Genomic DNA, 26,115 nt, shown 5'->3' with positions numbered 1-26,115 from the left:
TCAGTATTCCGGACGGCGCGCCAGCCGTCTCCCGCCCCCCAGGCGCGAGGTGAAGTCGGTCTCCACCTCCTGGACATCCTCGACGGTTACCGCCACCTCCTCAAGGGTCGGCCGGTCCCGCAGCCGGTCGGCGGCCCTGCGCAGCGCCCGCTCGCCGACGAGCCGGCTCAGCTCCAGGCCGAAGCAGTCCAGCTTGTCGGCGTCGGTGAGGTCGTCGCGTGCTCGCAGGTCGGCGGCGAGTTCGCCGAGCCGCTGCGCCTCGGCCAGGTCGTACCGCCGCAGGGCGTGGCTGCACAGCTCGGCCAGGGCGGCGTGGTCGCGGGCGAAGGACAGCCCGTTCAGGTCGTTGCCGGCGAGCCGGCTGAGCGCCCGCTTGCGGTCCATCGCGGCGTCGACGATCTTCAGCAGGCCGGCCAGGAGGAGGATCGGGCCGATGCTGATGCCCTTGTCCTGGGCGATCATGAAGGAGGAGCGGAACACCGCGGCCGAGCCGATCGCGGCCGCCATGACCTGCGCGACGTCCGCGCCGATGGGCGGAGCGCCGGCGGGCAGCGCGAAGCGCCAGCCCATCGACTCGGCCAGGATGAGGGCCAGCGTCGAGGCGGACGCGTTGACGATGACGTACAGCATCCCGGAGGGGCAGAAGACCGCCGCCGCGGGCTTGTCCTGGTAGCGCCCCACCAGCTCCGCGACGCCGATGACGGCGCCGAGCAGGGCGGCGAAGAGCATCCGCGTGACCACTAGGCCCCCCTCGCGCGTACGGGTTCGAGCCCGGTGGCGATCATCCGGCCGGCCCGTGCCGCCTCCAGGAAGACCAGGAGCCACTCCCCCGGTCCGGTCGCCGTGCCGTGCCAGCGGCGCGGCGGGGCGTCCCTCGCCTGGAGGAACACCAGCAGCCAATCCCCTGTGCCCGAGGCCGTGCCCCGGCGCATTCGCGTAGACATGGCGAGTACTCTCGCGAGCCCGCAGCCCGAAGGCGACGACCCGGCGACCACGGGTTGGCGAACGTGCTGTCCACGGCGTCCACGAGGCTCAGTTGTGGCGAGTCCGTGGCATCACGGCGGATTCTTCGCGGACCGGAGACGGCACCGCCCTTTACAAAGTAAGTCCGCCGCGAGCGCGCGGGGAACGGCCCGGGCCGCCCTCCTCACAGGCGGGGCGGACGGCCCTCGTAGGGGGTGCTCAGGACGACCGTGGTCCGGGTCGAGACGTTCGCGGCGGCCCGGATCTGCTGGAGCAGCTCCTCCAGCGCGAACGGCGAGGCCACCCGCACCTTCAAGATGTAGCTCTCCTCGCCGGCGACCGAGTGGCACGCCTCGATCTCCTGAAGGTGGGCGAGCTTCTCCGGCGCGTCGTCCGGGGCCGCCGGGTCGATCGGCTTGATCGAGATGAACGCGGTGAGCGGCAGGCCGACCGCCTCATGGTCGAGCACCGCCGAATAACCCTTGATCACGCCTCGTTTCTGCAGCCGCCGCACCCGCTGGTGCACGGCCGACACGGACAGGCCCGTCTCCCGCGCCAGGTCCGTGAAGCTCATACGGCCGTCCTCGGCGAGCAGGCCCACGATCTGCCGGTCGATGTCCTCCACGCCTCAGAACCTATCGCGATGGACGGTTTCGCGGCGGAAGTGCCCGCGGCCACTTCCGGGCGGCACGTCGCCGGCCATGCCGCCGCCCCCGGGCCGCGCCACCCCGCGTCACCGCGGATCGGCCAGGTGCCGGCCGATCACCATCCGCTGGATCTGGTTCGTCCCCTCCACGATCTGCAGGACCTTCGCCTCGCGCATGAACCGCTCGGCGGGGAAGTCGCTGACGTACCCGTAGCCGCCGAGCACCTGCACCGCGTCGGTCGCCACGCGCATGGCGGTGTCGGTGGCGAACAGCTTGGCCATCGCCGCCTGCGTGCCGTAGGGCCGGCCGGCGTCGCGGCGGCGGGCCGCGGACAGGTACAGCGCCCGTGCCGCCGCCACACCCGTGGCCATGTCGGCGAGCATGAACCGCATCCCCTGGAAGTCGGCGACCCGCTGCCCGAACTGCCGGCGCTCGCGGGCGTAGGCGACCGCCGTGTCCAGCGCCGCCTGGGCCACGCCCACGGCGCAGGCGGCGATGCCGAGCCGCCCGCCGTCCAGGGCCGACAGCGCGATCGGGAGACCCTGGCCCTCCGCGCCGATCCGGTCGCCCTCGGCGACGCGGACGTCGTCGAAGTGCACCTGCGCGGTCGGCGACGAGCGCAGGCCCATCTTCTTCTCCGGCGGGGCCGCGCGGACGCCGCGTGCGTCGCCGGGAACGTGGAGGCAGGAGATGCCGCGGCTCTTGTCGGGGGCCGTCCGGGCGAAGAGGGTGTAGAAGTCGGCGTGCCCGCCGTGGGTGATCCACGCCTTGGTGCCGTTGACGGTGTACGCACCGCCGTCGAGGTACGCCTTGGTGGCGAGCGCGGCCGCGTCGGACCCCGAGTGCGGCTCGGACAGGCAGTACGCGCCCAGCGGTTCGCCGCCGATCAGCTCGGGCAGGAGCCGTCGCCGTTGTTCGTCCGAGCCGTACGCCGCGACCGGGAAGCACGCGAGCGTGTGCACGCCGACCCCGAGGCCGACCGCGAGCCAGCCCGCGGCCAGCTCCTCCACGACCTGCAGGTAGACCTCGTACGGCTGGCCGCCACCGCCGAACTCCTCCGGATACGGCAGCCCGAGCAGTCCCGCCCGGCCGAGCGTGCGGAAGACGTCGCGGGGGAACCGGGCGGCCTCCTCGTCGGCGGCGGCCCGCGGGGCGAGCTCCGCGGCGACCAGGTCACGGGTCAGCTCGAGCAGCTCATACGCCTCCGGTGTCGGCAGTTCGCGATCAACGCCCATCGTCCACTCGCCTCCGGCATCGAGCCCCTCCACGCTGAGGGGCGCCGCAGAAATAGTAGGACGTCCAACTAAGTGGGCGCTATCACCCAGAGGAGACGTACGGTACGTCCTGGGCTATCACCGGCTGTCGTTCCGGCCGGGTCGAGGAGGCGCGATGCGGGTCCGGCTGGCGTACGGGGAAACGGGGCTGGAGATCGAGCTGCCGGACGCGGCCACGACCGTCGTCACCCCACGGCACCATCCCGCCGCCCCGGACCCGGCCGCCGCGCTGCGGGCCGCGCTGCGCTCACCCGTCGCCGGACCGGCGCTGCGCGACCGCATCCGCCCCGGGCAGACCGTGGCGATCTCCGCCTGCGACGGCACCCGGCCGCAGCCGCGCCACCTCATGATTCCGGCGATCATCGAGGAGCTCGCCGGCATCGTCGACCCCGGCGACGTCACGGTCCTGGTCGCGACCGGCACCCACCGCGGCAACACCGACGCCGAGCTGCGCGAGATGTTCGGCGACGCGGTGGTCGACACGGTCCGCGTCATCAACCACGACGCGCGGGACACCGCGTCCCTGACCTACGCCGGCGTCCACGGCGCCGGTGTGCCCGTGTGGCTGAACAGCGCCTGGATCGACGCCGACGTGCGCATCACGACGGGCTTCGTCGAGCCGCACTTCTTCGCGGGCTTCTCCGGCGGCCCCAAGCTCGTCGCCCCCGGGCTGGCCGGGCTGGAGACCGTGCTGACGCTGCACGACGCCGCCCGCATCGGGCACCCCTCGGCGACCTGGGGCGTCACCCACGGCAACCCCGTCCACGACGACATACGCGCCATCGCGGCCGCCACCGGCGTCACCTTCGGCCTTGACGTGATCCTCAACGGGGACAAGGAGATCGTCGCCGCCTTCGGCGGGGACCTCCCGGCCATGCACGCCGCCGCCACGGCCGCCGCGCGGGAGGCGGCGATGTGCCCGCTGGAAGCGCCGTTCGACGTGGTGGTGACCACCAACGCCGGATATCCCCTCGATCAGAACCTGTACCAGGCCGTCAAGGGCATGTCCGCGGCCTACCAGGTCGTCCGGCCCGGCGGCGTGATCGTCTGCGCGGCGGAGTGCCGCGACGGGTTCCCCGACCACGGGTCGTACCGCGAGGTGCTGGCCTCGGCGCCGTCCCCGCAGGCGCTGCTCGCCGGCATCTCCGCGCGCCCGCGCACGGTCCCCGACCAGTGGCAGGTGCAGATCCAGGCCCGCATCCAGGCGGGCGCCCGGGTGGTGATGCACACCTCCCACCTCGGCGACGAGGAACTGGCCGCCGCGCACCTGGAGCAGACCCGCGACATCTCCGCGACCGTCGCGGACGCCCTCGCCCAGGCGGGCCCCGGCGCACGGGTCTGCGTGCTGCCCGAAGGGCCCCAGACCATCCCGTACCTCACCGGAGGGACGGCCTGAGGATCTCCTGCGGCGGAGTGGTCAGGCGTCGACCACGATGAGGTCGCGGGTGATGTGGTTGACGCTCTCGTGGCCGTCGGCGGTGCACACGACGATGTCCTCGATGCGCGCCCCGTGCGGCCCCGGGTAGATCCCCGGCTCGATGGAGAAGGCCATCCCCGGCTCGAGCGGCTCGGCGTTGCCCGCCACGATGTAGGGCTCCTCGTGCGTCTCCAGGCCGATGCCGTGGCCGGTCCGGTGGATGAAGTACTCGCCGTACCCGGCGGCCGCGATCACCTCGCGGGCCGCGGCGTCGACCGCCTCGGGCGCGACACCGGGACGGACGGCGGCGCGGGCGGCCTCCTGCGCCTCCTTCAGCACCGCGTAGTAGGCGTGGAAGTCCGCCGGCGCCTCCCCCACGGCGTACACGCGGGTCTCGTCGGAGCAGTACCCGCTCGGCATCGTGCCGCCGATGTCGACGACGACGGGCTCGCCGGCCTGGATCACCCGGTCGGACAGCTCGTGGTGCGGGCTGGCGCCGTTGGGCCCGGATCCGACGATGACGAAGTCCACGGTCGCGTGCCCCTCGGCCAGGATCGCCTCGGCGATGTCGCGGCCGACCTCACGTTCGGTACGGCCCGCCTTCAGCAGGGCCGGGACCAGGGCGTGCACCCGGTCGATCGCCGCGCCCGCCTCCCGCAGCGCCTCGATCTCGGCTGCGCTCTTGCGCTTGCGCAGCTCGCCGAGGACGCGGCCCGCCGCGACCTGCTCGACGCCGGGCATGGCGGCGCGGAAGCGCAGGGCCATGACCGCCCACATCCGGTCCGCGACGCCGACCCGGCCGAGGTCACGCGGCAGCCGCCCGGCCGCAAGCGCGTACGGGTCCTCGGTCTCGTCCCAGGGCACCAGCTCCACGCCGAGCCCGCCGGCCGTGGACGCCTGCGCGGCCGCCAGCTCCAGCCGGGGCACGATCAGGAAGGGATCGTCCGCGGCGGGCACGACGAGGCACGTGAGCCGCTCCAGCGGGATGGCGTCATAGCCCGTGACGTAGCGCAGGTCGGGCCCCGGCGTCAGCAGGAGCGCGCCGAGTCCGGCGTCGGCGGTCGCCTGGCGCACCCGGGCGAGGCGGTCGGGCTCGAATAGTGCTGTCGGGCTGGTCACACCGTTCCCTCTCCTTTGAGGATCCACATGTCGGCGGCAATCTACTCCCGCGGGGCCGTCCGAGCGTCACCCGCGTGGGCGTCCCGCCGTCTCCTGACGAGTATCCGCCGGGGCGGGCGGCGCGCGTGCGACCGCCCCCGGGGGACGGCGGCGGCGAGGCGGCCGTGGCGGGGCGGCGGCGATGCACAAGACGCGCACAAGCCCGATGGATGATGCTCGCTGTGTGCGATAACCCCATCACGGACAGCGAAAATCGCTACGATGACGTACACGCTCACGGCGTGCACAAGGCGAGCGCGACGTCTCGCTGGCCTCGTGTGTCACACCGACCTCAATCCACCACAACCTCCTCACCGAAGCAGATCCACCATCGCCCTCGCAGACGATCACAATCGAAAGTGGTCTCCATGGGACTCCCTCACACCACGGGCGACAGGCCCTCAGACGAGCAGGCGGACACGTCGGAGGCGACGATCGAACGGCTCCGCGCCGAGCTCGAGCAGCTGCGTGACAAGCTCCGGAACACCGCCGCGATCGAGCGGGCCAAGGGCGCGCTGGCCGAGCGTCTCGGCTGCGGCGTCGACGCCGCCTACACCCATCTCCTCCAGCTGGCGCGGGACAGCGGCATCACCCCGCTGGACGCCGCGTCATTACTGTTCACCCCGGAGGCGCGCGACGACGACCCGCTTCCCGCGCCCCGCTCCCCCGCCGACGACGCCGACGCCGACGACGACGGCCACGGTGACGGCGGTGACGGGGACGTCGGCCGGCCCGCGTCACCGGTCGCGGGACGGCGGCCGCCGGCGGCGGTCGCGGCGGACGGCCCGCCGCCCGATGGCGGCGTGTGTCCCCGGCCCGTCTTCGACGACCTGGCCGAGCAGTTCGAGCACGCCCAGCGCCTCGGCAACCTCGGCTGCGGGATGTGGGAGCCGGCGACCGGCGCGAGCCACTGGTCCGACCAGGTGTACGCGATCTTCGGGCGTGATCCGGCGGAGGGACCGTTGCCGCTCGACCGGCTCGCCGCGGTCGTCGTGCCCGAGGACGTCCCGCTGACCGCCCACCTGATCAGCACGCTGGTCGACGGCCGGGAGCCCGTCGACAGCGAGATCCACATCCGGCGTGACGGGGAGACCCGTGAGCTGCGGCTGATCGGTGAGCCGGTGGTCGACCGGGCGGGCCGGCCGGTGGCCGTCCGCTGCGTCTACCAGGACGTCACGGGCTGGCGGCGCGGTGAGCGCGCGCTGACGGCGTCACGCCGGCAGCTGGAGCAGTTGCGGGTCGACGAGGAGCGCCGGCAGGCGATCGACATGCAGCGCTCGATCCTCCCCCTGCCCGAGCGCGTCGTCGACAAGCCGGGCCTGCGGGCGGCGATCCGCTATCTCCCGGCCGGGATCCTGTCCCGCGTCGGCGGCGACTGGTACGAGACCAGCGCCATCGACGGAGAGGGCGTCTTCCTCGCGATCGGCGACGTCTCCGGGCACGGGCGGACCGCCGCGGCCGCGATGGCCCGGCTCCGCAACGGCCTGAGCGGGCTCGCGTTCACCGGCGCCCCTCCCGACCGGCTGCTGGCCTGGCTCAACCGCCTCACCCTGCACTGGCCGACGTCGCTGACCGCGACCGCGCTGGCCGGCCGGTTCGATCCGGAGACCCGCACGCTGACGTGGGCGCAGGGCGGCCACTTCCCGCCGCTGCTGATCCGCGACGGCAAGGCCACGACGCTCGATCCGCCCGAGGGAATGCTGCTCGGCGCGATCGATGACGCCGAGTTCGGCGTCGCGACGACGTCGCTGGAGCCCGGAGACCTGCTGCTGCTCTATACCGACGGGCTGATCGAGCGGCGGGACCGCGACCTGCAGGTCGGCCTGGACCTGCTGCTGCGGGTCGCCGAGACGGCGGCCAGCAACGACCCGGAGACCGTCCTGGACCGCGTCCTGTCGGCGTTCGGCGCACCCAACCCGAACGACGACACCTGCGTCGTGGCCATCCAGATCGTCTGATCGGCGGGAGAGATCTCCGGCCCGGGCCACGACGGGCCGGAAGCTGAGAGGATGGCGGCGTGGGTGGACTCATGCTGCTCGATACGCCGTCGCTGTACTTCCGCGCCTTCTTCGGGGTGCCCGAGACGGTGACCGCGTCCGATGGCACGCCGGTCAACGCCGTGCGCGGCCTCCTCGACATGATCGCGCGTCTGGTACGGGAGCGCTCACCGCGCTCCCTCGTCGCCTGCATGGACGCGGACTGGCGGCCGGCCTTCCGCGTGGAGGCGCTGCCGTCGTACAAGGCGCACCGGGTCGCGCCGGACGGTGGCGACCAGACGCCGGACGCTCTGGCCACGCAGGTCCCGGTGATCGAGGAGGTCCTCGACGCGTTCGGGATCGCGCGGATCGGCGCCGCCGGGTACGAGGCGGACGACGTGATCGGCACGCTCGCGACCACGGAGGACGGCGAGGTCGACATCGTGACCGGCGACCGCGACCTGTTCCAGCTCGTCCGTGACGACAAGCCCGTACGGGTGCTGTACACCGCGCGGGGCATCAAGGCCCTGCAGATCGTCGACGAGGCGGAGGTGACGGCGAAATACGGCATTCCCGGTCGTGCGTACGCCGACTTCGCCACACTGCGCGGCGACCCGAGCGACGGGCTGCCCGGCGTGCCGGGAGTCGGCGACAAGACCGCGGCCGCGCTCATCACCCGGTTCGGATCCTTGGAGGGCGTCGAGGAGGCCCTCGACGCGGGAGAGACGGCGGGCTTCCCCGCGGGCAGCCGCCTGAAGCTGGAGAAGGCGCGCGACTACCTCGCGGCCGCACGGACGGTCGTCCGGGTCGCCACCCGCATCCCCCTGCCGGCGTTCGAGGCGGGCGTGCCGCGCAAGCCGCACGACCCCGAGCGTCTCGTCGCGCTGACCGACCGATGGGGTCTGGACAGCCCGGTCGACCGTCTCCTCAGCGCGCTCGCGGACGAGTGAAACGCCCGCCGAAGGTGGAGGACCGGCCTTGCGGCAGATGACCGATCCCCGCGGCAGATGACCGGCCCTGCCGTAGATGACCGTTCTCGCAGGAGGTGACCGACTCCTGGCGATCCCGGCAGGTGACCGCTAGGTGACTGTTTGCATTTCTTGCGTCATTTGGCGCACTCCGGGGGACTATTCGGCGTTCTCATTTCAGTGACAGGGTCGGTGAAAGTTGCGGCCCGCACGGGGAGGAAGGCTGCCCATGACGTTCACTGTCAGCCGCCGAACGCCGGTCTCGCCCGGGGACGACGAGGCCGCGTTCGCCACCGTGACGGAGATGTTCGCCATGACGCAGCGCTCGAACCACGCCACGGCCTTCGCCGGGTGGGTGGTCACGACGAGCGCCATGGGTGTGGTGCTGCAGTGGGACACGATCCGGTCGCTCACCGGGTCGGCTCCGGGCCTCGTCCTGCTCGCCGCTCTCGGCCCCGTGGCCGCCGCACTCGGCTACGTCGTGGTGCTCCTCACACGCGCCCACACCGTCACCGCCGGCGCCCAGGAGGACTTCCACCGCTTCATCGCGAGAACACCGCCGGACGAGCCGGAGTTCGCCGCGCCGGCGTTCCGGCGGCTGCGGCGGCTCACCGCGGCCGCCCGTCACCGCGCGATCCTGACCCGCACCGCTCTGGCCTGGGCGTACGTCGCCGGTGCCGCGTTCCTGACCTGGAGCGCCGCCGCGGTGGCGCTGGCCTCCGGCCACCGCTGACACCCCTCGGCCGGCCGGCGTCCGGGGCACGGAACTCCGCCCCCTCCCCGATGCCCCCGGGCGCCGGCCTCTAGACAGATTTCCCCTTTATTAGGTCCACTGGAGGTAATGAGGTTCAATAGCGAACCTCTGCCGTCACGCGCAGACGGAGACCGGGTGCAGGAGATCCTCGCGAACAGACACGGGTTTTGGCAGGCGTTGCAGGAGTCCGAACGAGCCGCGTTGCGCGCGGCCGGTCGGACTCGTGAGTATGCGACCGGCACGCTGCTGTGCAGCCAGGGCGCCGACCCCGACCACGTCCTGATCATTCTGGACGGGTGGGTGAAGGTGACGGCCGGCCGTGCGGACGGTCAGGAGGTCATGCTCGCCATCCGGGGCCCGTCGGACACGATCGGCGAGAGCGGCTGGCTGAACGGCCGGCCGCGGTCGGCCAACGTCAAGGCGCTGGGCCGGGTCCGTGCCCTCGCGATCCCCGCCGAGCAGTTCGCCTCCTTCCTCAACAGTCACGCGCACGCGGCGCAGGTCCTCGCCCGGGTGATGGTCGGTCGGATGGACGACGCCGACCGCCGGATGACCTCACAGGTGGGCACGAGCGGTCCCAAGCTGCTCGCCCTGCTCCTCCTCGACCTGGCCGAACGCTACGGCGTCCCGGGCGCCGGCGGCGCCGTCACGCTGCCGCTGCCGCTCACCCAGCAGGAGCTGGCGACGATGATCGGCCGGGCACGGGAGACCGTCGCACGCGCGCTGACGGTGTGGCGGCGGGAGGGGATCGTCGTCACGCGCCGGATGCGCATCGTCATCCTGCGCCTGGATGCGCTGCGCGACATCGCCGAGCGCGACGAGGACGCCTGACGCACGGCGAACACGCCCGTGAACGGCGGACGTGTGTCATACGGCACATTCGCCATGCGACCGCCGCGTTAAACTTCAGGACCCCGATCACCCTTCAGCGCTGAGGGGAGCATCCTCGCCAGATGACGAGCGATCGACCGTCAGGCGGCGGATCGGGACGCTCGCGGTTACTGCGCGAGCTGCTCGAGGTCGTCACCAACCTCTGGCAGTTGATCGTCTTCCTGCTCCCCTTCGCCGGTCTCGGCGCGGCCCTCCTCCTGCGACACCTGCGGCAGATCTCGATCGCACTGGCCTGGGTGATCGCCGTGGCGAGTTCGCTGTCCGGCCTCATGATCCTGGCCGGTCAGAAGGACCGGATCACCGAGTGGCTCTCCGGCTGGGCCGCACACACCCGCGAGCAGGTGACGAAGCTCGGCCGGACGCTCCTGGCATTCGTCCTGACGGCCGCCGCGGTCGCCGCCGCCGGCTGGGCCGCCACCGGCGCGGTGGCCGTGCTGGCCGGATCCTGCTCCCCTCCCCTGGACCTGCGCGTCCTGACCGCGCCGGAGAACCTCACCGCGCTGCGGCGGGCCGCCGCGGACTACACCGCCGCGCACTCCTCCCGATGCCGGCCGGTGCGGATCACCGTCGCGCCCTCCGGCAGCGTCCTCAACGTCGCGTCCGGCTTCCAGAACGGCTGGTACTCCGATCCGGGCGCCGGCGAGAACGGCCGCGGAGCCCTGCAGCCCGACGTCCTGATCCCGGCCTCCTCCGGCGAGGCGGACCGGCTCCTCGCGGCACCCCATCCGGGCGTGCGGCTGAAGGACGAAGGGTCGATCGGCAGCTCGCCGCTCGTCGTCGGGATCTCCTCCTCCGCGAGCGGCGACCTGAACAACGCGCTGGCCGGCCAAGACCGTCTCCGCCTCGCCGAACTGCTCGACGCGGCCCACCGCAACGGCGTCCAGGAGATCCTCCGCGCGAGCCCGGACGTCTCAGAGGTCGGCGCCCTGGCCAGCGTCGACCTCTACGCCGGCCGAGCCTTCGGCGGTCCCGGGCCGGCCGAGCACATCCTCGGCAGCGCCGCCCTGCCGCTCAGCGACTCCGCCGCGCTGCTGTGCGCGTTACGGCACCGTCCCGCCTCCGACGAGCGCCTCGCGGTGATCGCCCCCGAGCAGGTCCTGGCCGACTACATGAACGGCCGGGCACTGGGCACCGCCTGTCCCGCCCCCGGCGCGGGAGGGCCACAGCTGACGATTCACCGGGTCTCCGACACGCACTCCTTCGACTATCCGTTCATCCGCGTCTCCTGGGACGGCCAGTCGTCGACGCGCCGTGACCGCCGGATCGACGACTTCCGCCGCTGGCTCGGTCACGGCGGGCTGCGCGGCGAGGCGTTCCGTGACGCCGCCGGCCGCCCGGGCATCGGCGACTCCACCGGCGGCCGTCTCTACCTCGGCACGGCCCCGAGCGTGTCCGTCCGGCCCTACGGGCGCGATGAGATCAACGACACGCTTGCCCGGTTTGCCCTGCTCAGGCCGCCTCTGCACATCATCATGGCCCTCGACGTGTCCGGGTCGATGAGCGGCGGCCGCCCGCAGGGCGGCTCCCGCTTCACCGCCGCCGTGCAGGTCGCCCGCACCGCGGCGCAGACCGTCATCCATGACAACAGGGACACCGTCGAGCTCGGCGCCTTCTCCCGGATTCAGGGCAAGTCCTCGTTCCGCACGGTGGCGCCCCCGGCGGGGCCCGGCACGATCGGTGCCGCGCTGGACGGCCTGACGCCCCAGGGCAGCGACATTCCCCTGTACGACGCGATCCGCGCGGCCGCCGACCGGGTCGCGGCGTACCAGGACGCCACCGTGGTCGTCCTCACCGACGGAGGGTCCGAGGAGGCCGATCCGCGCGACCGGGCCGCGGCCCTGCGCCGAGTCCTCAAGACCCGGCCGATCATCGTCCTGACGGGGACCGTCACCTGTGGGGCCTCCGCGGCGCTCAAGGCGCTGGGGCCGTCGGTGCGCTGCGTGGACGCGGGCGACCAGGAGCCGACCGACGTGGTGACGGCCGTCTTCGACCCGGCGACGCCCGCCGGTGGAGGGTGATGCGGATGCTCGGAGGCCGTCTCCGCGGACACCGCACCGCCATGCTGGCCGGTCTGGTGGTCGGCGTCGCCGCCGTCCTCGTGCCACGGGCGCCGTGGAGCGACTCGGCCGGCCGCACCCCCTGCCCGGGTCACGCGGGCATCGTCGTCGCCGCCGGCACGGACGTCAGCGCGGGGGCCGAGCGCCGGGCGCTCGTCCGCGAATGGAACCTCCGGCATCAGGACGACCCGGATCTGCAGGCCCGCATCGTGGAGATCTCCAGCCTCGCCGACCTGCAGCGCAGCCAGCTCGCGGCGGTCTCCGAGGGACGCGGCTGCGACTATGACGTGCTCACGCTCGACGCGCCCTGGACCGCGGAGTTCGCCGACCGGAAGGAGATCATCCCGTTCCCGCTGCCCCACGGCTGGGACGACGACTTCCTGCGGGAGCTCCGGCCGTCGGTGACCCGGCATGGCACGGTGTACGCGCTGCCGTTCAACGCCGACGTCGGCCTGCTGTACTACTGGAACGACGCGCGGCGGCAGGCTCCCGTGGGCCTGCCGGACCTGCTGGGCCAGGCCGCCGAGGCGGTGACCGCGCACGGTTTCCAGGCCGGATACTCCCTCCAGCTCGCCGACTACGAGGGCGCCACGGTGAACGCGCTGGAGCTCATCTGGGGTTTCGGCGGCGACGTGGTGCGGGACGACCGGGTCGTCATCGACACGTACGCCGCCCAGGTCCGATCCGCCCTGGCGGCCGTGCACGCCAACCTGCCGCCCCAGGTCGCGGGCATCGACCCGACCGCGGGTGACGCGACCGAGGAGTCGAGCATCCAGGCGTTCGAGGCACACCGTGTCGCCTTCATGCGGAACTGGCCGTACGCCTTCCGCACTCTCGCCGCCGACCCGCGGATGCGCTCGGGCGGCCGGTTGCGGTTCGGGGTGTCCCCGCTGCCGGGACCGAGCGTCCTCGGCGGGCAGAACCTCGCCATCTCGTCGTACAGCCGGAAGAAGGAGGAGGCGCGCCGCCTCATCGAGTTCCTGACCGACCGGGACGCGGAGAGCCGGTTGTTCGCCTGCGGAGGGTTCGTGCCGGCCCGCGAGTCGGCGTACCGGGCACCCCGGCCCTGCGCGGACGCATCGCCGGGCGAACAGCCGATCGGCCAGGCCGATCTCACCCAGCTCGCCGCGCAGATCCGGCAGGCCATCGCCAGGGCGCGCCCACGCCCGCTGACCCCGGCGTACCAGGAGTTCAGCGAGGTGTTCCGGCGTTGCCTCCGCGCGGCGGCGTTCGAGGCCGGGGAGGTGGACGTCGACTTCGGCGCGTTCGCCCGGCTGCTGAGCGCGGCCTACTCCGGGCGGCCGGTCCGCACCGAGCCGGACCGGCCGTGCGGATGACCGGACCGGCCGTGCGGATGACCGGACCGGCCATGCGGATGACCGGACCGACCCCGCCGGACGAGCCGGCGCGGGCCTGCCGTCCCCATGGCGCCGAAACGCGCGGCCGGTGACCCGACCGCCCCGGCGGGCCGGAACGAGAAGCCGTCCCGGCGGCCCGGTGAGCGGCCCATCCCGGTCGGCCGGTGCGAGGAGCCGTGCCGGTCAGCCGACGGAGGAGTAGGCCACGACGCCGCGCCGGATCGCGTCCATCGCCCGCCCCGCGATGTCCCGGACCCCGCCGCCCGGTGGGGCCGCGTCCGCGATCTGGCCGAGCATGTCGAGCAGCTGCTTCATCTGGCGCACGAAGTCACCGGCGGTCAGGTCGGTGTCGACCAGCACGACGTCGAGCGGGGTGCCGCTCGCCCAGCGGTACGCGGCCCAGGCGAACCCCAGGTCCGGCTCGCGCAGGAACGCCACCCGGTGATCCTTCTCGACCTCCTGCAGGTCGCCCCACAGCCGGATCATCTCGGTGAGCGCCTCCCTGACCGGTCCGGCCGGCACCCGTGGCGCCCGCCCGTCCTCCGGCGCCCGCGACTCGTACACCAGCGCGGACACGGTCGCGGCGAGCTCCGCGGGCCCCAGGTCGTCGAAGAGCCCGTCGCGCAGGCACTCGGCGGTGAGCAGGTCGAGCTCGGTGTAGATCCGCCCGAGGCGGCGCCCCTCGTCGGTGACCCGCTCGCCGTCGAGGTAGCCGAGCTGGTCGAGGACCGCGCAGACCCGGTCGAACGTCCGGGAGATCACCTGGGAGCGGCCCTCCACGCGGCGGCGGAGCGCCGTCGTCTCCTTCTCCAGCCGGAAGTACCGCTCCGCCCAGCGCGCGTGGTCCTCCCGGTCGGCGCAGCCGTGGCAGGGATGCTCGCGCAGGTGCCGCCGCAGCTCGGTGATCTGCGGGTCCTCGCGCGTCGCGTCCGGGCGTTTCTGCGGGCGTGGCTTGTCCAGGTGCGCCGTCTTGTTGCGCAGTGTGGAGGCCAGGTCGCGGCGGTGCTGCGCGGACCTGCGGTTGAACCACTGCGGGATCTTGATGCGCTCGACCGGCTCGACGGGGCCGCGGAAGTCGGCCAGGGCGAGCTGCTTGACCTGCCGGTTGATGGTCAGGACGAGCGGCGACGGGTCGTCGGAGCGCTTCGCGGAACCCGGCTCCAGGACCACGGCCGCCCCGGCGAACCGGCCGTGCGGGATCATGATGACGTCGCCGAACCGCAGCCGCTCCAGCGACCGCGCCGCCTCGGCGCGCCGGGCTCCCGACCGTTCACGGGACAGCTCGCGCTCGCGTTCGGTGAGGCGCTGCCGCAGGCGGGCGTACTCCATGAAGTCGCCGCTGTCGCAGGTGGCCGCCTCCAGGTAGCCCTCAAGGGCCTCCTCGTTGCGGCGCAGTTGCTTGGCGAGCCCGACGACCGCGCGGTCCGCCTGGAACTGCGCGAAGGACTCCTCCAGGAGCGTGCGGGCGCGTTCGCGGCCGACCTGGCCGACGAGGTTCACGGCCATGTTGTACGACGGGCGGAAGCTGGAGTTCAGCGGGTACGTCCGCGTGCCCGCCAGGCCGGCCACCGCCGCCGGGTCGACGCCGGGCACCCACAGGACGACGGCGTGGCCCTCCACGTCGATGCCGCGCCGCCCGGCTCGCCCGGTGAGCTGGGTGTACTCGCCGGGGGTCAGGTCGACGTGCATCTCGCCGTTCCACTTCACGAGACGCTCGATCACGACGGTGCGGGCGGGCATGTTGATGCCCAGGGCGAGCGTCTCGGTGGCGAAGACGGCCTTGATCAGGCCTTCGGTGAACAGCTCCTCGACGACCTCCTTGAAGGTCGGCAGCATGCCCGCGTGGTGTGCCGCCAGCCCGCGCTCCAGCCCGGCCAGCCAGGTGCCGTACCCGAGGACGTCGAGGTCGGCGCGCGGGATGTCCGCGGTGCGCGCCTCGACATGCGCCCGGATCTCCTGGGCCTCCTCCTTGGAGGTGAGCCGCAGCCCGGAGTACATGCACTGCTCGACGGCCGCGTCACAGCCGGCCCGGCTGAAGATGAAAGTGATGGCGGGCAGCAGCCCGGCACGGTCCAGGCGCTCGACCACGTCGGCGCGCGACGGCGGCCGGTACCGCTCGGGGCGGCGTTCGCGCCGCCGTCCGGAGCGGCGGCCCTGGTTGACCCGCGTGCGCCGCAGGTCGTCCAGTGCCCACCGGCGCAGGTCCGGGTTGACCTTGGTGTGCTCGTCGTCGACGAACAGGTCGTACAGCCGGTTGCCGGCGAGCATGTGCTGCCACAGCGGCACCGGCCGCTCCTCGTCGACGATGACGGTGGTCTCGCCGCGGACCTCCTGCAGCCACTCGCCGAACTCCTCGGCGTTGCTGACCGTCGCCGACAGCGCCACCAGCCGCACCGACTCGGGAAGGTGGATGATCACCTCTTCCCAGACCGCGCCGCGGAACCGGTCGGCGAGGTAGTGCACCTCGTCCATCACGACGAACGCCAGCCCGGCCAGCGTCGAGGACCCGGCGTACAGCATGTTGCGCAGGACCTCGGTCGTCATGACGACGATCGGCGCCTCACCGTTGATGGCGTTGTCGCCGGTGAGCAGGCCGACCTTGCCCGCGCCGTAGCGGCGGACGAGGTCGGCGTACTTCTGGTTGGACAGCGCCTTGATGGGCGTGGTGTAGAAGCATTTGCGGCCGCCCGCGAGCGCCAGGTGCACGGCGAACTCGCCGACGACGGTCTTGCCCGACCCGGTGGGCGCGGCGACGAGCACGCCGTGGCCCTCCTCCAGCGCACGGCAGGCGTCGACCTGGAAGAAGTCCAGGTCGAAGTCGTACAGGCTTTGGAACTCGGTCAGCGCGGGCGTGAAGAGCGCCATGCGCTGCCGGTGCGCCGCGTAGCGCTCCGCGGGGGTGGTCATGGCTCAAGCCTACGGACCACCGCCGACCGAAACGGTGGCACTCCGTGGATTATGGACCCCGTCGGTCCGGATCGCGGAACCGGCGGAGACGGCCGCCTGCGGCCCGCGCCTACACGCGCTCGCCGTCCTCCAGCTCGCCGTCGGGCAGGTCCAGCGGGGAGGCCTCGTCGTCCGACAGGCCCGCGTACGGGTCGGGCCGGGCGGCCTTACGCCGATCGTGGATGTAGGCGATGACCTCGGCGACCTCGAAGAGCACGACGGTCGGCAGTGCCAGCGCCAGCATCGTGAACGGGTCCTGGCTGGGGGTGGCCACGGCGGCGAACACGAACAGCCCGAAGATGATCAGGCGGCGGGACTTGCGGATGCGGGCGTGCGTCAGCACCCCCGCCAGGTTGAGGATCACGACGAACAGCGGCAGCTCGAACGTCACGCCGAAGATCAGGAGCATCGCGACGGCGTAGCCGAGATAGCTCGAGACCGTGATGAGGGCGGTGGTGCCGTTCGGGACGAAGCCGAGCAGGATGCCCAGCCCCTTGTCGAGCGTCACGTAGGCCAGCGTGGCGCCGCCGACGAACAGCGGAACCGAGGCGGCCAGGAAGGCGTACGTCCAGCGGCGCTCGCGCTGGTACAGCCCCGGAGCGACGAACGCCCAGAGCTGGTACAGCCAGATCGGAGAGGAGATCACCACTCCGACGATCAACGAGATCTTGAGCTCGAGGAAGAAACCCTCGGTCAAGCCGTTGACGACCAGGCCGCACCCCTTGCCCAGGCGGTTCTTCTCCGGGAGCTGGCAGTACGGCTGCTGTAGGAACTTCCAGATCGGGTCGAAGAACCACAGCCCCACGCCCGTGCCCACCAGGATGCCCAGCAGGGCCTTGAGCAGGCGGTTTCTCAACTCGCGGATGTGCTCGATGAGCGGCATCCGCCCATCGGGGTTCGTGTTCCGCGACGGTCTGATCGTCATGGTCGTCGATTGTGCCGGACGGTCAGGACTTCCTGCCGGGCTCCGTCTGGGACAGCGGCACGCCGCTGACGGTGGTGCCGTCGTCGGCCGGGGCGTTCAGCTGCGGCTGCTGGGCCGCCGCCTGCTGCTCCAGCAGCGCCGCCTGCTCGCGGAGCCGGGCCGCCTGCGCGCGGGCGTCCTGCGGCTGTCGCGGCTGGTCGTCGTCGTCGCTGATCAGACCCTTGGTCTCGGACTTGAAGATCCGCATCGACCGGCCGAGCGAACGAGCGGCCTGGGGCAGCTTGGCGGAACCGAACAGCACCAGGATGACGACCGCGATGATCGCGATCTCCCACGGACCAAGATCCATTTGAAGTCCTCTTCAGCAGGAGGGGTGTTACTCCCCCCGATCGTACGCCGTCGAGCCGGATGTCTCACTCCCCTGATCGTTCCAAACGGTGCAACTCACGGGCGAAGGCCTCCTGTTTCGGCTCCAGACGCGCCCGCGTCCGCCGCAGTTCACGGCCCAGACCACGGACCGCCAGGCCCACCTTGACCGCGCACACGCTCAGAACCACCAGCCCGGCGAAGGCCAGCCCGACGTACAGCATCATCCACGGCACACGCCGACCATAGCGGGGTTCGCCGACGCGGGCGGCGTCACGGTCCGCCGGCGGTCACGCGTCGTACAGCTTCAGGGCGCGGGCGGCGTCCTCGCGTACCTGGGCGGCCAGTTCGGCGGGCTCGACGATGCGGCCGCTGCCGGCGAGCCGCAGCGCCAGCCGGCGCACCCAGCGCACGTCGCGGGTCCGCAGCACGACGCGGAGACGTCCCTCGCCGAGCTCCGCGACGCTCTCGCAGGGGTAGTGGTCGGCGACCCAGCGCCCGGCCGGGGACAGCTCCAGCGTCACCCGTACGTCCTCCGGCGAGGGACGGAACAGCCCGGCGTCCAGGTCGAGCGGCTCGGCCTCCTCCGGGATGCTGGCGGCGACGTCGAGGACCCGCAGGTCCACGATCCGGTCCAGGCGGAACAGCCGGACGGCCTCGGCACGGCGGCACCAGCCCTCCAGATAGGACCAGCCGTCGACGAGGAGCAGCCGCATCGGGTCGACGTCGCGCACGGTGTTCTCGTCCCGGCCCGGCACGTAGTAGGTCATCCGCAGCCGGCGGCCCTGGTCGAGGCCCGAGCGCACCTGGACCAGGACGTCCGGGCGCACGTCGAGCTCGACGGCGACCTGGCTGCTCGGCCGCGCGGCGGTGCCCGCCGCGTCCTCCAGCTTGGCGATCACCCGGCTCACGGCGTCGCCGTGCTCGGGGAGCCCGGCGATCGTGCGCAGCGCGACGAGGAGGGCGGCGGCCTCGTCGACGTCGAGCCGCAGCGGCCGGCTGATCGACTCCGCCTCGCAGACCACGATCTCGCCGCCCTCGTACGACAGGTCGATCGGGCAGTACGGGTCGGGCGCGCGGAGTTCGACGCACCACAGGAGGTTCAGGTCGTCGATGATCTGCTTCTCGGTCACGCCGAACGCCTCCGCGGCCTCCTCGACGCTGACCGAGCTGCGGTTGATGACGTACGGGACGAGGGCGAGCAGCCGCCGCAGCCGTTCCGAGGAGCTCACTGGCACACCGCCTTCAGGTGCTGGATCATCGCGTCGCGCACGTCCGGCGGCTCGATCACGACCACGTCGTCGGCGAACCCGGCGAGGTGGTCGGCGAGCTTGTCCACCTCGGCGAACGTCAGCTCCGCCAGGTCCCACTCGTCGTCGTCGCGGCGGATGTTCGCCGCCCAGCGCCGGATGCCGTCCGCCGCGCCGCGCCGCAGGCGCACGGTCGCCGTACGCCGCCCGGGCGCTGGACCGCCCATGGAGGTGACGACCTCCCGCACGTCGACGCCGTCCGGAACGGTCACCGTGCCGGCGGGCCCGTCGGCGACGACGTCGCCCCTGATCCGGCTGAGGCGGAAGACCCGCGCCTCGCCGCGGTCGCGATCGAGGCCGGCGACGTACCAGCGGCCGTGCCTGCTGACCACTCCCCAGGGCTCCAGATGGCGGCGCTGCGGCGCGCTCCGGCCCACGCCCTGGTATTCGAAGGCGACCGGCCGCCGGTCCCGTACCGCGCGCCACAGGGCCGGGAAGGCCGGCTCGTCGGTGCCGACCCTGGGCTCGATGCCGAGGGAGGCCGCCTCGTCGGTGTCCACGCCCGCGGCCCGCAGCTTCAGGAGCGCCCCGGAGGCCGCCTCGGCCAGGCTGGCCCGCTGCCACACCCGGGCGGCGAGCCCGAGGACGGCGGCCTCGTCGCGGGCCAGCTGGATCTCCGGCAGCTCGTACGCCTGGCGCTGGATGCGGTAGCCCGGCTCCTCGTCGCCGTCGCTGCCCATCTCGAGGGGGATGCCGAGCTCGCGCACTTCCTCCTTGTCGCGCTCGAACATCCGCTTGAACGCCTCGTCCCCACCGGGATAGCCCGGTACGGCCTGGCGGATCTGCTCAGCGGTGAGGTACCGCCGGGTGGCCAGCAGGCACACCACGAGATTGAGCAGCCGCTCGGTCTTGCGGCGCGACATCGTCCACTCCTTCTGGCCCGTCCCCGTGGCCTCCGACGCTACCGTTGGCGGGTGATCCGATGGCGCAAAGGCACGGTTGTCAAGATACGCCGCGAATGGCCCGGAGCGGTCGAACTCGACGTCATGATCGACGACGAGGGCGAAGCCCGCGCACTGGCCTACCCGGCCCTGGTGGGACGGCCCCGGCCGGGCGACGCCGTGCTGCTCAACACGACGGCGCTCGCGATGGGGCTCGGCACCGGAGGGTACGCCATGGTGGTCGCGGTCCCCGACCGTTTCCCACCGGATCCGTCCGGCCCGGGCCATCTGGTGAAGGCACGCTACACCCCTCTGCAGGCCACCGTGCTCGGCGCGGACGAGCAGGACTCCGCACATCACGAGGTCCTGCGCGACGCCGAGTCGATCGACGGGATGCCGGTGGTCGTCGCCGACCTGCACTCGGCGCTGCCGGCGATCATCGCCGGGCTGCACCTGGACCGCCCCGGCACCCGCGTCGTCTACGTCATGCCGGACGGCGGCGCGCTGCCCGCCTGGTTCTCCCGGACGATCGCGACGCTGCGGGAGACGGGCGCGCTGACCGCGACGGTGACGGTCGGCCAGGCGTTCGGCGGCGACCTGGAGGCGGTGACTCTCCACACCGGCCTGCTCGCCGCCCGTCTGGTGCTCGGCGCCGAGGTCGCCATCGTCGCGCAGGGCCCGGGGAACCTCGGCACGGGCACCCGCTGGGGCTTCTCCGGGGTGTCGGCGGGCGAGGCGGTGAACGCCGCGGCCGTCCTGGAGGGCCGTCCCGTGGCGTCCCTGCGGGTCAGCGAGGCCGACGCGCGCGAGCGTCACCGCGGGATCTCCCACCACAGCCTGACCGCCTACGGCCGCGTCGCCCTGGCGCGGGCCCAGGTGGTCGTGCCGGATCTGCCGGGGGAGTTCGGCGACCGGGTACGGGCCGAGGCCGGGCCGCTCGGCGCACGGCACGAACTCGTCACCGTGCCCGTGGACGGCCTGGAGAAGGCGGTCCGCGACTCGCCCGTGCGGGTCTCGACCATGGGCCGCGGGCTGGACCAGGACCTCGCGGGCTTCCTGGCGGTCGCCGCCGCCGGACGCCACGCCGCGGGTCTGCTGAGCCGGCGCCCCGACGGCGCCGATCGATAGCCCGGGACCGCCGACCTCACGAGAAATGCCCTGGTCGTTACCGTTCGCTTGCTCTACCGGGAACGTCGCCGAGGATCCTTGGAAGCGGGAGGCGAGGAAAGGCGATCGCGGGCTGCTCACGCCCTTCTCGTCTTCGGCAACGAGGAGATCATCGTGCTCAGCAGGACACGCGTCTCTGCCGGCCTCGTCGTCGTCGCCGCAACGGCCGGCGCGGTGTTCGCCACTCCGCCCGCGTCCCACCAGAGCGTCCCCGCGGCGCACGTCGGCGCGGCCGTGGCGCGGGTGAGCGCGAGCACCTCACCCCGCGACGGCCGGTGGCGGCACGACGGCCACATCCGGCACCAGAGCCACCGGCACGACCGCTTCCAGCGCCACCGCCTCGACTCGCGGCACTTCGGTCATTCACATCGCGGGCGCGTGCATCGCCATGGCGGTCACGAGGGGAGCTTCGTCCGGGCCGTGGAGATCGTCGTGCACGGGGGTTGAGACGGAGACACAGACGCCGGAGCACGCGCTCCGGCGTCTCGTCGTGATCGCCTCGACCCCCGGGCGGGCGCACGCGATCAGGAGTTGAGCTGCTCCAGTGTCCGGCCCTTGGTCTCCACGGCCGCCAGCGCGACCAGGGCGCCGATCATCGAGGCGATTCCGAGGACGGTGAACACCGAGGCGATGCCCTCGTTCCGGTCGAGGAGCGCTCCGACGACGATCGGGCCGACGATGACGCCGAGACGGTTGGCGACGCCGCCGAGCGAGGCGCCCAGGGCGCGGTTCTGCGTCGGGTACAGCTCCGGCGTGTAGAGGTAGAGGCTGACGTTCGTGGCGTAGACGAACAGCGACGTGACCGACGCCCAGACCGCGACCTGCCCGCCCGAACCCGTCCCCCACGCGGCCAGGACGAGCAGCGCCACGCCGGCCCCGCCCAGCCCGATGGCGAGAATGGGCCGGCGGCCCAGCCGGTCGACGAGCAGTGCGACGACGAGGCACCCGACCAGGCCGGCGACGTTGCTGACGACGTTGTAGGTCAGCGCCGTCTGCAGGTCCAGCTTGAAGACCTTGGTGTAGAGCGCGGGCAGCCAGGCCGTGATGCCGTAGTTGACGAAGTAACCGAAGAACCACAGGACCGCGACGACCACGGTGCGGCGCAGGTACCGGCCGGTGAAGAGGTCGCCCAGGCCGCCCCGGGTCACGGGCTCCGCCACCGTGACCGCGGGCGGTGCGCCGAGCGGCTCGCCGGTGCGTCGGGTCACCTCCTCCTCGATCCGGGCGATGACCCGCCCGGCCTCCTCCAGGCGGCCTCGGGCCGCCAGCCAGCGCGGCGACTCGGGAACGTCGCGCTGGAGCAGCGCCACCAGCAGGGCGGGAACCGCGCCGATGAGGAACATCGCCCGCCAGCCCCAGTGCGGCACGACCCACGCGGCGACCAGCGTGGCCACCGTGAGACCGGCGGGGAAGATGAGCTCGTACAGCAGGACGAACCGGCCGCGGTGACGGCTCTTGGCGATCTCGTTGACGTAGGTGGCGGCCACCGGAACGACACCGCCGATCCCGAGGCCCTGGACGAACCGCAGCGCGGCGAAGTACGCGAAGCCGGGCGAGAACACCAGCGCCAGGCTGGCCAGCGCGGTGACGACGACGCCGAGGGAGACGGTCCGCACCCGGCCGATCCGGTCGCCGAGCCAGCCGGCCGCGAGGGCGCCGGCGAGCATTCCCACCGAGCCGCTCGTCACGGCGAACGTGGCCTGGCCGGTGGTCAGGTGCCACTGCTTGATCAGGACGGGCAGCGCGGACGAGACCAGCAACTGGTCGAACGCCTCGAAGAAGGTGACCGCGCCGATCAGGCTGCGGACCTTCAGATGCCAGCGGGAGTTCGGCAACCGCTCGAGCCGAGCGGCGATGGATGCGAGGGAGGGTCCGGCGGCCACGGTCGTCATGGGGTTCCTTCCGTCCAGCGGGTTGCCGCGACCCTACGAGGAGATATCTTAGTGGTCAATAGATTAGGACAAAGGTTTTTTCTCCAGGAAGCACCCGATCCTACGCCGGATCTCCGCGGCCGCGTCTGGATCATGTTCGGGGTGGCCGCTCCGGTAGAAACCGTGCCCGGCCCCGGCGATCACCTCGACGGCGGCCGCCGGGCCCGGCAGCCGCGCCGCCATCTCCAGCAGGCCGACGTCCACCCTGGAGTCCGCGCCGCCCACGACGCCCAGCCACGGCGTCCTCCGTTCGGCGATCAGGAGCTCGGCCGGCGGCACGCCCGGCCACGGGGACGCCCCGACGCCCGACGGGCTCACCGCGACCACCGCCGCCAGCTCGTGCCGGGCCGCCGCCCACGTCGCCAGGTGGGCGCCCATGCTGAACCCGACGACGAGCACGGGGCCCGCCGTACGGGCGCGCAGGTAGCCCAGCGCGGCGTCGATGTCGGCGGCCAGGTCCTCGGCGGCCAGCTCCGCCATATGGCCGCGTGCGGCGCCCAGCTCCTCGGCGTCGAAGGCCGGACCGCCCCGCTGGTAGTACAGGTAGGGGGAGACCGCCAGCCGGCCCGTGCGGGCCAGCGCGCGGCAGACGTCCTCGGCGTATTCCGTGACCCCGAAGACGTCGTGCAGGACGACCGCGCCGCCCCGGGGCTCACCGTCCGGTTCCCGCACGAAGAGGGGCGCCGCCATGGTCAGCACCCTCCGCCCGCGGTTCGCGGGCCCGTGCCCGTGGCTCACGGCACCTCCACCGGCGGCACGAACGGAACCGGCGTCGGGCCGATCGCCGTCACGTCGACCTCCACGACGTACGGCGCGCGCGCCGCCACCGCGGCCGCGAACACCTCCTCGAAGCGGTCCGCGGAGCCGACCAGGGAGTACGGCAGCGCGAGGGAGGCCGCGAGCGTACGGAAGTCCGGCGTGTAGAGATCCACACCGGAGCGGCGGCCGGAACCGGCCTCCTGCATGTTGCGCAGCACGCCGTACCCGCCGTCGTTGAACACCACGAGCACCAGCCAGGGGGCCTCCTGGGCCAGCGTCGCCAGCTCCCCCAGGTGCACCGCGAGGCCGCCGTCACCGGCGATGACGAGCGTCGGAACGTCCGGACGGGCCAGGGCGGCCCCGATCCCCATCGCCAGCCCCTGCCCGATCCCCCCGCCGAGCGGGAAGACGTTGGTCGCCGGGTCGAGGATCGGCAGCAGCCGGTTGCCCCACTGACTCGACGGGATGGTGACGTCCCGCGCGACCGGAGATCCGGCCGGAAGGTGTCTCCGCATGGCGTCGCAGATGAGGGCGTAGTCGCCGATGTCAGAGCGCAGCCTGGCGCGGACCGCCGACCGCGTGGCGACGGCGCGCTGCCGCCAGCCGTCCGCGACCGCCGGCTCGCCCAGGGCCGCCAGGAGCGCGGTGAGCGTGGGCGCCGCGTCACCGCACAGCCCGGCGGTCGCCGGATACACCCGGCCGATCGCCGCCGGATCGACGTCGATCTGCAGGTGCCGGGCGGGCAGCGTGAGACGGTAGTGCCGGGTCTCGTTCGACCGGAAGTGCGTGCCCACACTGATCAGCAGGTCCGCCTCCGCCAGGAGCGGCGCGGCCGCCGGGTTGACCGCGAAATTTCCCACGACCAGCTCGTGGTCCTCTTCGATCACGCCGCGGCCCGCGTTGGAGGTCAGCACCGGCGCGCTGAGGCGTTCGGCCAGCTCCCGCACCTGCGCGCGGGCCTCACGGGCACCGCCGCCCGCCCAGATGACCGGCCTGCGCGCGCCGGCGACCAGCCGGACCGCCGCACCGACGTCGGGGACCGGGATCGGCTCGTGCCGTTCCGGCTCCTGTGGTGTGGGCGTCTGCGCGGCGTACTGCAGGTCGATCGGCCACTCGACGCTGACCGGCCCGTACGGTACGGCCAGCGCGCGGCGGGCGGCGTCGCGCAGCACGCCGGGCGCCGCCTCGGCCGACGGCACGGTGACGGCGAACTTCGAGACCGCCGTCAGCATGCCGAGCTGGTCCTTGGTCTCGTGGATCACGCCCCGGCCCTGGCCGAGATGCCCGCTGTCGATCTGCCCGGTCACGTGCAGGACCCGGCTGCCCGCGGTGAGCGCCTCGACCAGCGATCCGGCCGCGTTGCCGGCGCCCGTTCCGGTGCTGGTCAGCGCGCAGCCGAGCCCGCCTCGCACGCGGGCGTGGGCGTCGGCGGCGTTGACCGCCGCCGCCTCGTGGCGGACCGCGACGAACCGCAGCCCGCGGTCCACGGCCTCGACCAGCGGGAGGTTGTGCACGCTGACGACACCGAAGACGGTGTCGACGCCGTGCTCGCGCAGCACCTGGACCAGCAGGTCCCCTCCATCAGACATATCTGGCAACTCCTCCACCGACGTCGAGCGTCGCGCCGGTGACGTAGGACGCGTGCGGGGACAGCAACGCGATGATCGGATAGGCGATCTCCTCGGCCCGGCCGAACCGGCCGAGCGCGATCCCCCGGTCGGCGGCGATCCGCGCGGACCACTCCGCGTAGCCCCGCCCGTCGGCGGCGGCCTCGTAGCGCCGCCGCCACTGCCCGGTGTCGATCAGGCCCAGGGCCACCGAGTTCACCCGGATGGGGGCGAGGTCGGCCGACAAGGTCTTGGTGAGGTTCAGCAGCGCCGCGCGGGCGGCCGAGGTCGCGCCCAGCCGCGGCTCGGGCTGACGCGCGAGGATGGCGTTGACGTTGACGACGGCCGGGGCGTCGGACGCCCGCAGGTACGGCCCGGCGGCGCGGACCGTGTTGAGCACGCTGAAGATCTTCAGCTCGAACTCCTCCCGCCACTGCTCTTCGGTGGTGTCGGCCACCGGCGCCATGAGCGACCGGCCCGCGTTGTTGACCACCCCGTCGAGACGGCCGAGGCGCGCATGCGCCGCCGCGGTGAAGTCCGCGACCGCCGCGCCGTCGACCACGTCGCACGCGCCGACATGCGCCTGCGCCCCGCCCGTACGCGGCAGCCGGTCGAGCGCGTGGCGCAGCCGTTCCCCGTCGCGGGCGCAGGCCGCGACCGAAGCGCCCTCCCGCAGCAGCGCCGCCGCCGTGGCCAGCCCCACCCCGGAACTGGCGCCGGTGACGAGGTAGACGCGGCCGCTCAGACCGAGATCCATCGC

Annotated in this window: 24 protein-coding genes; 9 read left to right on the top strand and 15 right to left on the bottom strand. The window is 72.9% G+C overall.

The window, feature by feature from the left end; translation table 11 throughout:
* The 4 genes from NDW01_RS28035 to NDW01_RS28020 form a co-directional block, all read right to left on the bottom strand.
* A complete protein-coding gene (locus tag NDW01_RS28035; RefSeq protein WP_252825940.1) occupies positions 1 to 741 on the bottom strand; it encodes a hypothetical protein in 741 nt (246 codons plus the stop codon).
* On the bottom strand, positions 741 to 944 hold the full coding sequence (locus tag NDW01_RS28030) for a hypothetical protein (protein WP_252825939.1): 204 nt from the start codon (positions 942 to 944) through the stop codon (positions 741 to 743). Before NDW01_RS28030 ends, NDW01_RS28035 begins: the two co-directional genes overlap by 1 nt.
* Before the next feature lie 203 nt (positions 945 to 1,147).
* Positions 1,148 to 1,588: an Lrp/AsnC family transcriptional regulator gene (locus NDW01_RS28025; RefSeq protein WP_308206120.1), complete on the bottom strand. Its 441-nt coding sequence runs from the start codon at positions 1,586 to 1,588 to the stop codon at positions 1,148 to 1,150.
* 108 nt (positions 1,589 to 1,696) lie between these two features.
* Positions 1,697 to 2,845, bottom strand: a complete 1,149-nt coding sequence (locus NDW01_RS28020; RefSeq protein ID WP_252825938.1) for an acyl-CoA dehydrogenase family protein — start codon at positions 2,843 to 2,845, stop codon at positions 1,697 to 1,699.
* Between the two features lie 154 nt (positions 2,846 to 2,999).
* Here NDW01_RS28020 and larA point away from each other — a divergent pair, with 154 nt between their 5' ends.
* Positions 3,000 to 4,280, top strand: a complete 1,281-nt coding sequence (gene larA / locus NDW01_RS28015) for a nickel-dependent lactate racemase (RefSeq protein WP_252825937.1) — start codon at positions 3,000 to 3,002, stop codon at positions 4,278 to 4,280.
* Positions 4,281 to 4,301: 21 nt separating this feature from the next.
* Here larA and NDW01_RS28010 read toward each other — a convergent pair whose 3' ends face one another.
* Positions 4,302 to 5,420, bottom strand: a complete 1,119-nt coding sequence (locus NDW01_RS28010) for a M24 family metallopeptidase (RefSeq protein ID WP_252825935.1) — start codon at positions 5,418 to 5,420, stop codon at positions 4,302 to 4,304.
* Between the two features lie 407 nt (positions 5,421 to 5,827).
* On the opposite strand from NDW01_RS28010, the gene NDW01_RS28005 reads away from it, so the two are divergent.
* From NDW01_RS28005 to NDW01_RS27980, 6 genes are all read left to right on the top strand, one after another.
* Entirely contained in the window at positions 5,828 to 7,417 is a 1,590-nt protein-coding gene (locus NDW01_RS28005) for a SpoIIE family protein phosphatase (RefSeq protein WP_252825933.1), read from the top strand.
* A 59-nt stretch (positions 7,418 to 7,476) separates the two neighbouring features.
* Positions 7,477 to 8,385, top strand: a complete 909-nt coding sequence (locus NDW01_RS28000; protein WP_252825931.1) for a 5'-3' exonuclease — start codon at positions 7,477 to 7,479, stop codon at positions 8,383 to 8,385.
* 247 nt (positions 8,386 to 8,632) lie between these two features.
* The gene (locus NDW01_RS27995; protein WP_252825929.1) at positions 8,633 to 9,136 is read left to right on the top strand and encodes a hypothetical protein; all 504 of its coding nucleotides are present in this window, start codon (positions 8,633 to 8,635) and stop codon (positions 9,134 to 9,136) included.
* Positions 9,137 to 9,358: 222 nt separating this feature from the next.
* Positions 9,359 to 9,988: a Crp/Fnr family transcriptional regulator gene (locus tag NDW01_RS27990; RefSeq protein ID WP_252825926.1), complete on the top strand. Its 630-nt coding sequence runs from the start codon at positions 9,359 to 9,361 to the stop codon at positions 9,986 to 9,988.
* A 122-nt stretch (positions 9,989 to 10,110) separates the two neighbouring features.
* Entirely contained in the window at positions 10,111 to 12,066 is a 1,956-nt protein-coding gene (locus tag NDW01_RS27985; RefSeq protein ID WP_252825924.1) for a vWA domain-containing protein, read from the top strand.
* Complete coding sequence (locus tag NDW01_RS27980) at positions 12,066 to 13,442, top strand: extracellular solute-binding protein (RefSeq protein WP_252825922.1); 1,377 nt, start codon at positions 12,066 to 12,068, stop codon at positions 13,440 to 13,442. The genes NDW01_RS27985 and NDW01_RS27980 overlap by 1 nt, the downstream gene beginning before the upstream one ends.
* A 204-nt stretch (positions 13,443 to 13,646) precedes the next feature.
* Here the strand turns inward: NDW01_RS27980 and NDW01_RS27975 are convergent, their stop codons facing one another.
* The 6 genes from NDW01_RS27975 to NDW01_RS27950 form a co-directional block, all read right to left on the bottom strand.
* Positions 13,647 to 16,370, bottom strand: a complete 2,724-nt coding sequence (locus NDW01_RS27975; RefSeq protein WP_252825920.1) for a DEAD/DEAH box helicase — start codon at positions 16,368 to 16,370, stop codon at positions 13,647 to 13,649.
* 109 nt (positions 16,371 to 16,479) lie between these two features.
* Positions 16,480 to 17,334, bottom strand: coding sequence for a twin-arginine translocase subunit TatC (gene tatC / locus NDW01_RS27970; protein ID WP_252825908.1), 855 nt, complete (start codon positions 17,332 to 17,334; stop codon positions 16,480 to 16,482).
* 22 nt (positions 17,335 to 17,356) lie between these two features.
* Entirely contained in the window at positions 17,357 to 17,683 is a 327-nt protein-coding gene (tatA, locus tag NDW01_RS27965; protein WP_252825905.1) for a Sec-independent protein translocase subunit TatA, read from the bottom strand.
* A 64-nt stretch (positions 17,684 to 17,747) separates the two neighbouring features.
* Positions 17,748 to 17,936, bottom strand: coding sequence for a hypothetical protein (locus NDW01_RS27960; RefSeq protein WP_406567078.1), 189 nt, complete (start codon positions 17,934 to 17,936; stop codon positions 17,748 to 17,750).
* Positions 17,937 to 17,990: 54 nt separating this feature from the next.
* Complete coding sequence (locus NDW01_RS27955; protein ID WP_252825903.1) at positions 17,991 to 18,932, bottom strand: helix-turn-helix transcriptional regulator; 942 nt, start codon at positions 18,930 to 18,932, stop codon at positions 17,991 to 17,993.
* A complete protein-coding gene (locus NDW01_RS27950; protein WP_252825891.1) occupies positions 18,929 to 19,873 on the bottom strand; it encodes a helix-turn-helix transcriptional regulator in 945 nt (314 codons plus the stop codon). The genes NDW01_RS27955 and NDW01_RS27950 overlap by 4 nt, the downstream gene beginning before the upstream one ends.
* Before the next feature lie 51 nt (positions 19,874 to 19,924).
* On the opposite strand from NDW01_RS27950, the gene NDW01_RS27945 reads away from it, so the two are divergent.
* Both NDW01_RS27945 and NDW01_RS27940 read left to right on the top strand, forming a co-directional pair.
* Positions 19,925 to 21,019: a DUF3866 family protein gene (locus NDW01_RS27945; protein WP_252825889.1), complete on the top strand. Its 1,095-nt coding sequence runs from the start codon at positions 19,925 to 19,927 to the stop codon at positions 21,017 to 21,019.
* A 153-nt stretch (positions 21,020 to 21,172) separates the two neighbouring features.
* Positions 21,173 to 21,505: a hypothetical protein gene (locus tag NDW01_RS27940; protein WP_252825886.1), complete on the top strand. Its 333-nt coding sequence runs from the start codon at positions 21,173 to 21,175 to the stop codon at positions 21,503 to 21,505.
* 77 nt (positions 21,506 to 21,582) lie between these two features.
* Here NDW01_RS27940 and NDW01_RS27935 read toward each other — a convergent pair whose 3' ends face one another.
* The 4 genes from NDW01_RS27935 to NDW01_RS27920 all read right to left on the bottom strand — a co-directional run bounded on the left by NDW01_RS27935 (position 21,583) and on the right by NDW01_RS27920 (position 26,112).
* Positions 21,583 to 22,950 carry an MFS transporter gene (locus NDW01_RS27935; RefSeq protein ID WP_252825884.1) on the bottom strand — a complete coding sequence of 456 codons (1,368 nt, stop codon included), beginning with the start codon at positions 22,948 to 22,950 and terminating at the stop codon, positions 21,583 to 21,585.
* A 63-nt stretch (positions 22,951 to 23,013) separates the two neighbouring features.
* Positions 23,014 to 23,679 (bottom strand): dienelactone hydrolase family protein, encoded by a 666-nt coding sequence (locus NDW01_RS27930; RefSeq protein WP_252825882.1) that lies wholly within the window; start codon positions 23,677 to 23,679, stop codon positions 23,014 to 23,016.
* Positions 23,680 to 23,723: 44 nt separating this feature from the next.
* On the bottom strand, positions 23,724 to 25,337 hold the full coding sequence (locus tag NDW01_RS27925; protein ID WP_252825868.1) for a thiamine pyrophosphate-binding protein: 1,614 nt from the start codon (positions 25,335 to 25,337) through the stop codon (positions 23,724 to 23,726).
* Entirely contained in the window at positions 25,330 to 26,112 is a 783-nt protein-coding gene (locus NDW01_RS27920; protein ID WP_252825866.1) for an SDR family oxidoreductase, read from the bottom strand. The genes NDW01_RS27925 and NDW01_RS27920 overlap by 8 nt, the downstream gene beginning before the upstream one ends.
* Between the last annotated feature and the right edge of the window lie 3 nt (positions 26,113 to 26,115).

Source organism: Actinoallomurus soli (genome assembly GCF_024055715.1).
GTDB lineage: Bacteria > Actinomycetota > Actinomycetes > Streptosporangiales > Streptosporangiaceae > Actinoallomurus > Actinoallomurus soli.
The sequence above is the reverse complement of the archived record's forward strand: the minus strand, read 5'-3'. Positions and strand labels throughout refer to the sequence as shown.

Coding starts and splice junctions, on each gene's coding strand:
- NDW01_RS28030 (WP_252825939.1), bottom strand. CDS start 944: ATGTCTACGCGAATGCGCCGGGGCACGGCCTCGGGCACAGGGGATTGG.
- NDW01_RS28020 (WP_252825938.1), bottom strand. CDS start 2,845: ATGGGCGTTGATCGCGAACTGCCGACACCGGAGGCGTATGAGCTGCTC.
- larA (WP_252825937.1), top strand. CDS start 3,000: ATGCGGGTCCGGCTGGCGTACGGGGAAACGGGGCTGGAGATCGAGCTG.
- NDW01_RS28005 (WP_252825933.1), top strand. CDS start 5,828: ATGGGACTCCCTCACACCACGGGCGACAGGCCCTCAGACGAGCAGGCG.
- NDW01_RS27995 (WP_252825929.1), top strand. CDS start 8,633: ATGACGTTCACTGTCAGCCGCCGAACGCCGGTCTCGCCCGGGGACGAC.
- NDW01_RS27985 (WP_252825924.1), top strand. CDS start 10,111: ATGACGAGCGATCGACCGTCAGGCGGCGGATCGGGACGCTCGCGGTTA.
- NDW01_RS27980 (WP_252825922.1), top strand. CDS start 12,066: ATGCGGATGCTCGGAGGCCGTCTCCGCGGACACCGCACCGCCATGCTG.
- NDW01_RS27975 (WP_252825920.1), bottom strand. CDS start 16,370: ATGACCACCCCCGCGGAGCGCTACGCGGCGCACCGGCAGCGCATGGCG.
- tatC (WP_252825908.1), bottom strand. CDS start 17,334: ATGACGATCAGACCGTCGCGGAACACGAACCCCGATGGGCGGATGCCG.
- tatA (WP_252825905.1), bottom strand. CDS start 17,683: ATGGATCTTGGTCCGTGGGAGATCGCGATCATCGCGGTCGTCATCCTG.
- NDW01_RS27950 (WP_252825891.1), bottom strand. CDS start 19,873: ATGTCGCGCCGCAAGACCGAGCGGCTGCTCAATCTCGTGGTGTGCCTG.
- NDW01_RS27935 (WP_252825884.1), bottom strand. CDS start 22,950: ATGACGACCGTGGCCGCCGGACCCTCCCTCGCATCCATCGCCGCTCGG.
- NDW01_RS27930 (WP_252825882.1), bottom strand. CDS start 23,679: ATGGCGGCGCCCCTCTTCGTGCGGGAACCGGACGGTGAGCCCCGGGGC.
- NDW01_RS27925 (WP_252825868.1), bottom strand. CDS start 25,337: ATGTCTGATGGAGGGGACCTGCTGGTCCAGGTGCTGCGCGAGCACGGC.
- NDW01_RS27920 (WP_252825866.1), bottom strand. CDS start 26,112: ATGGATCTCGGTCTGAGCGGCCGCGTCTACCTCGTCACCGGCGCCAGT.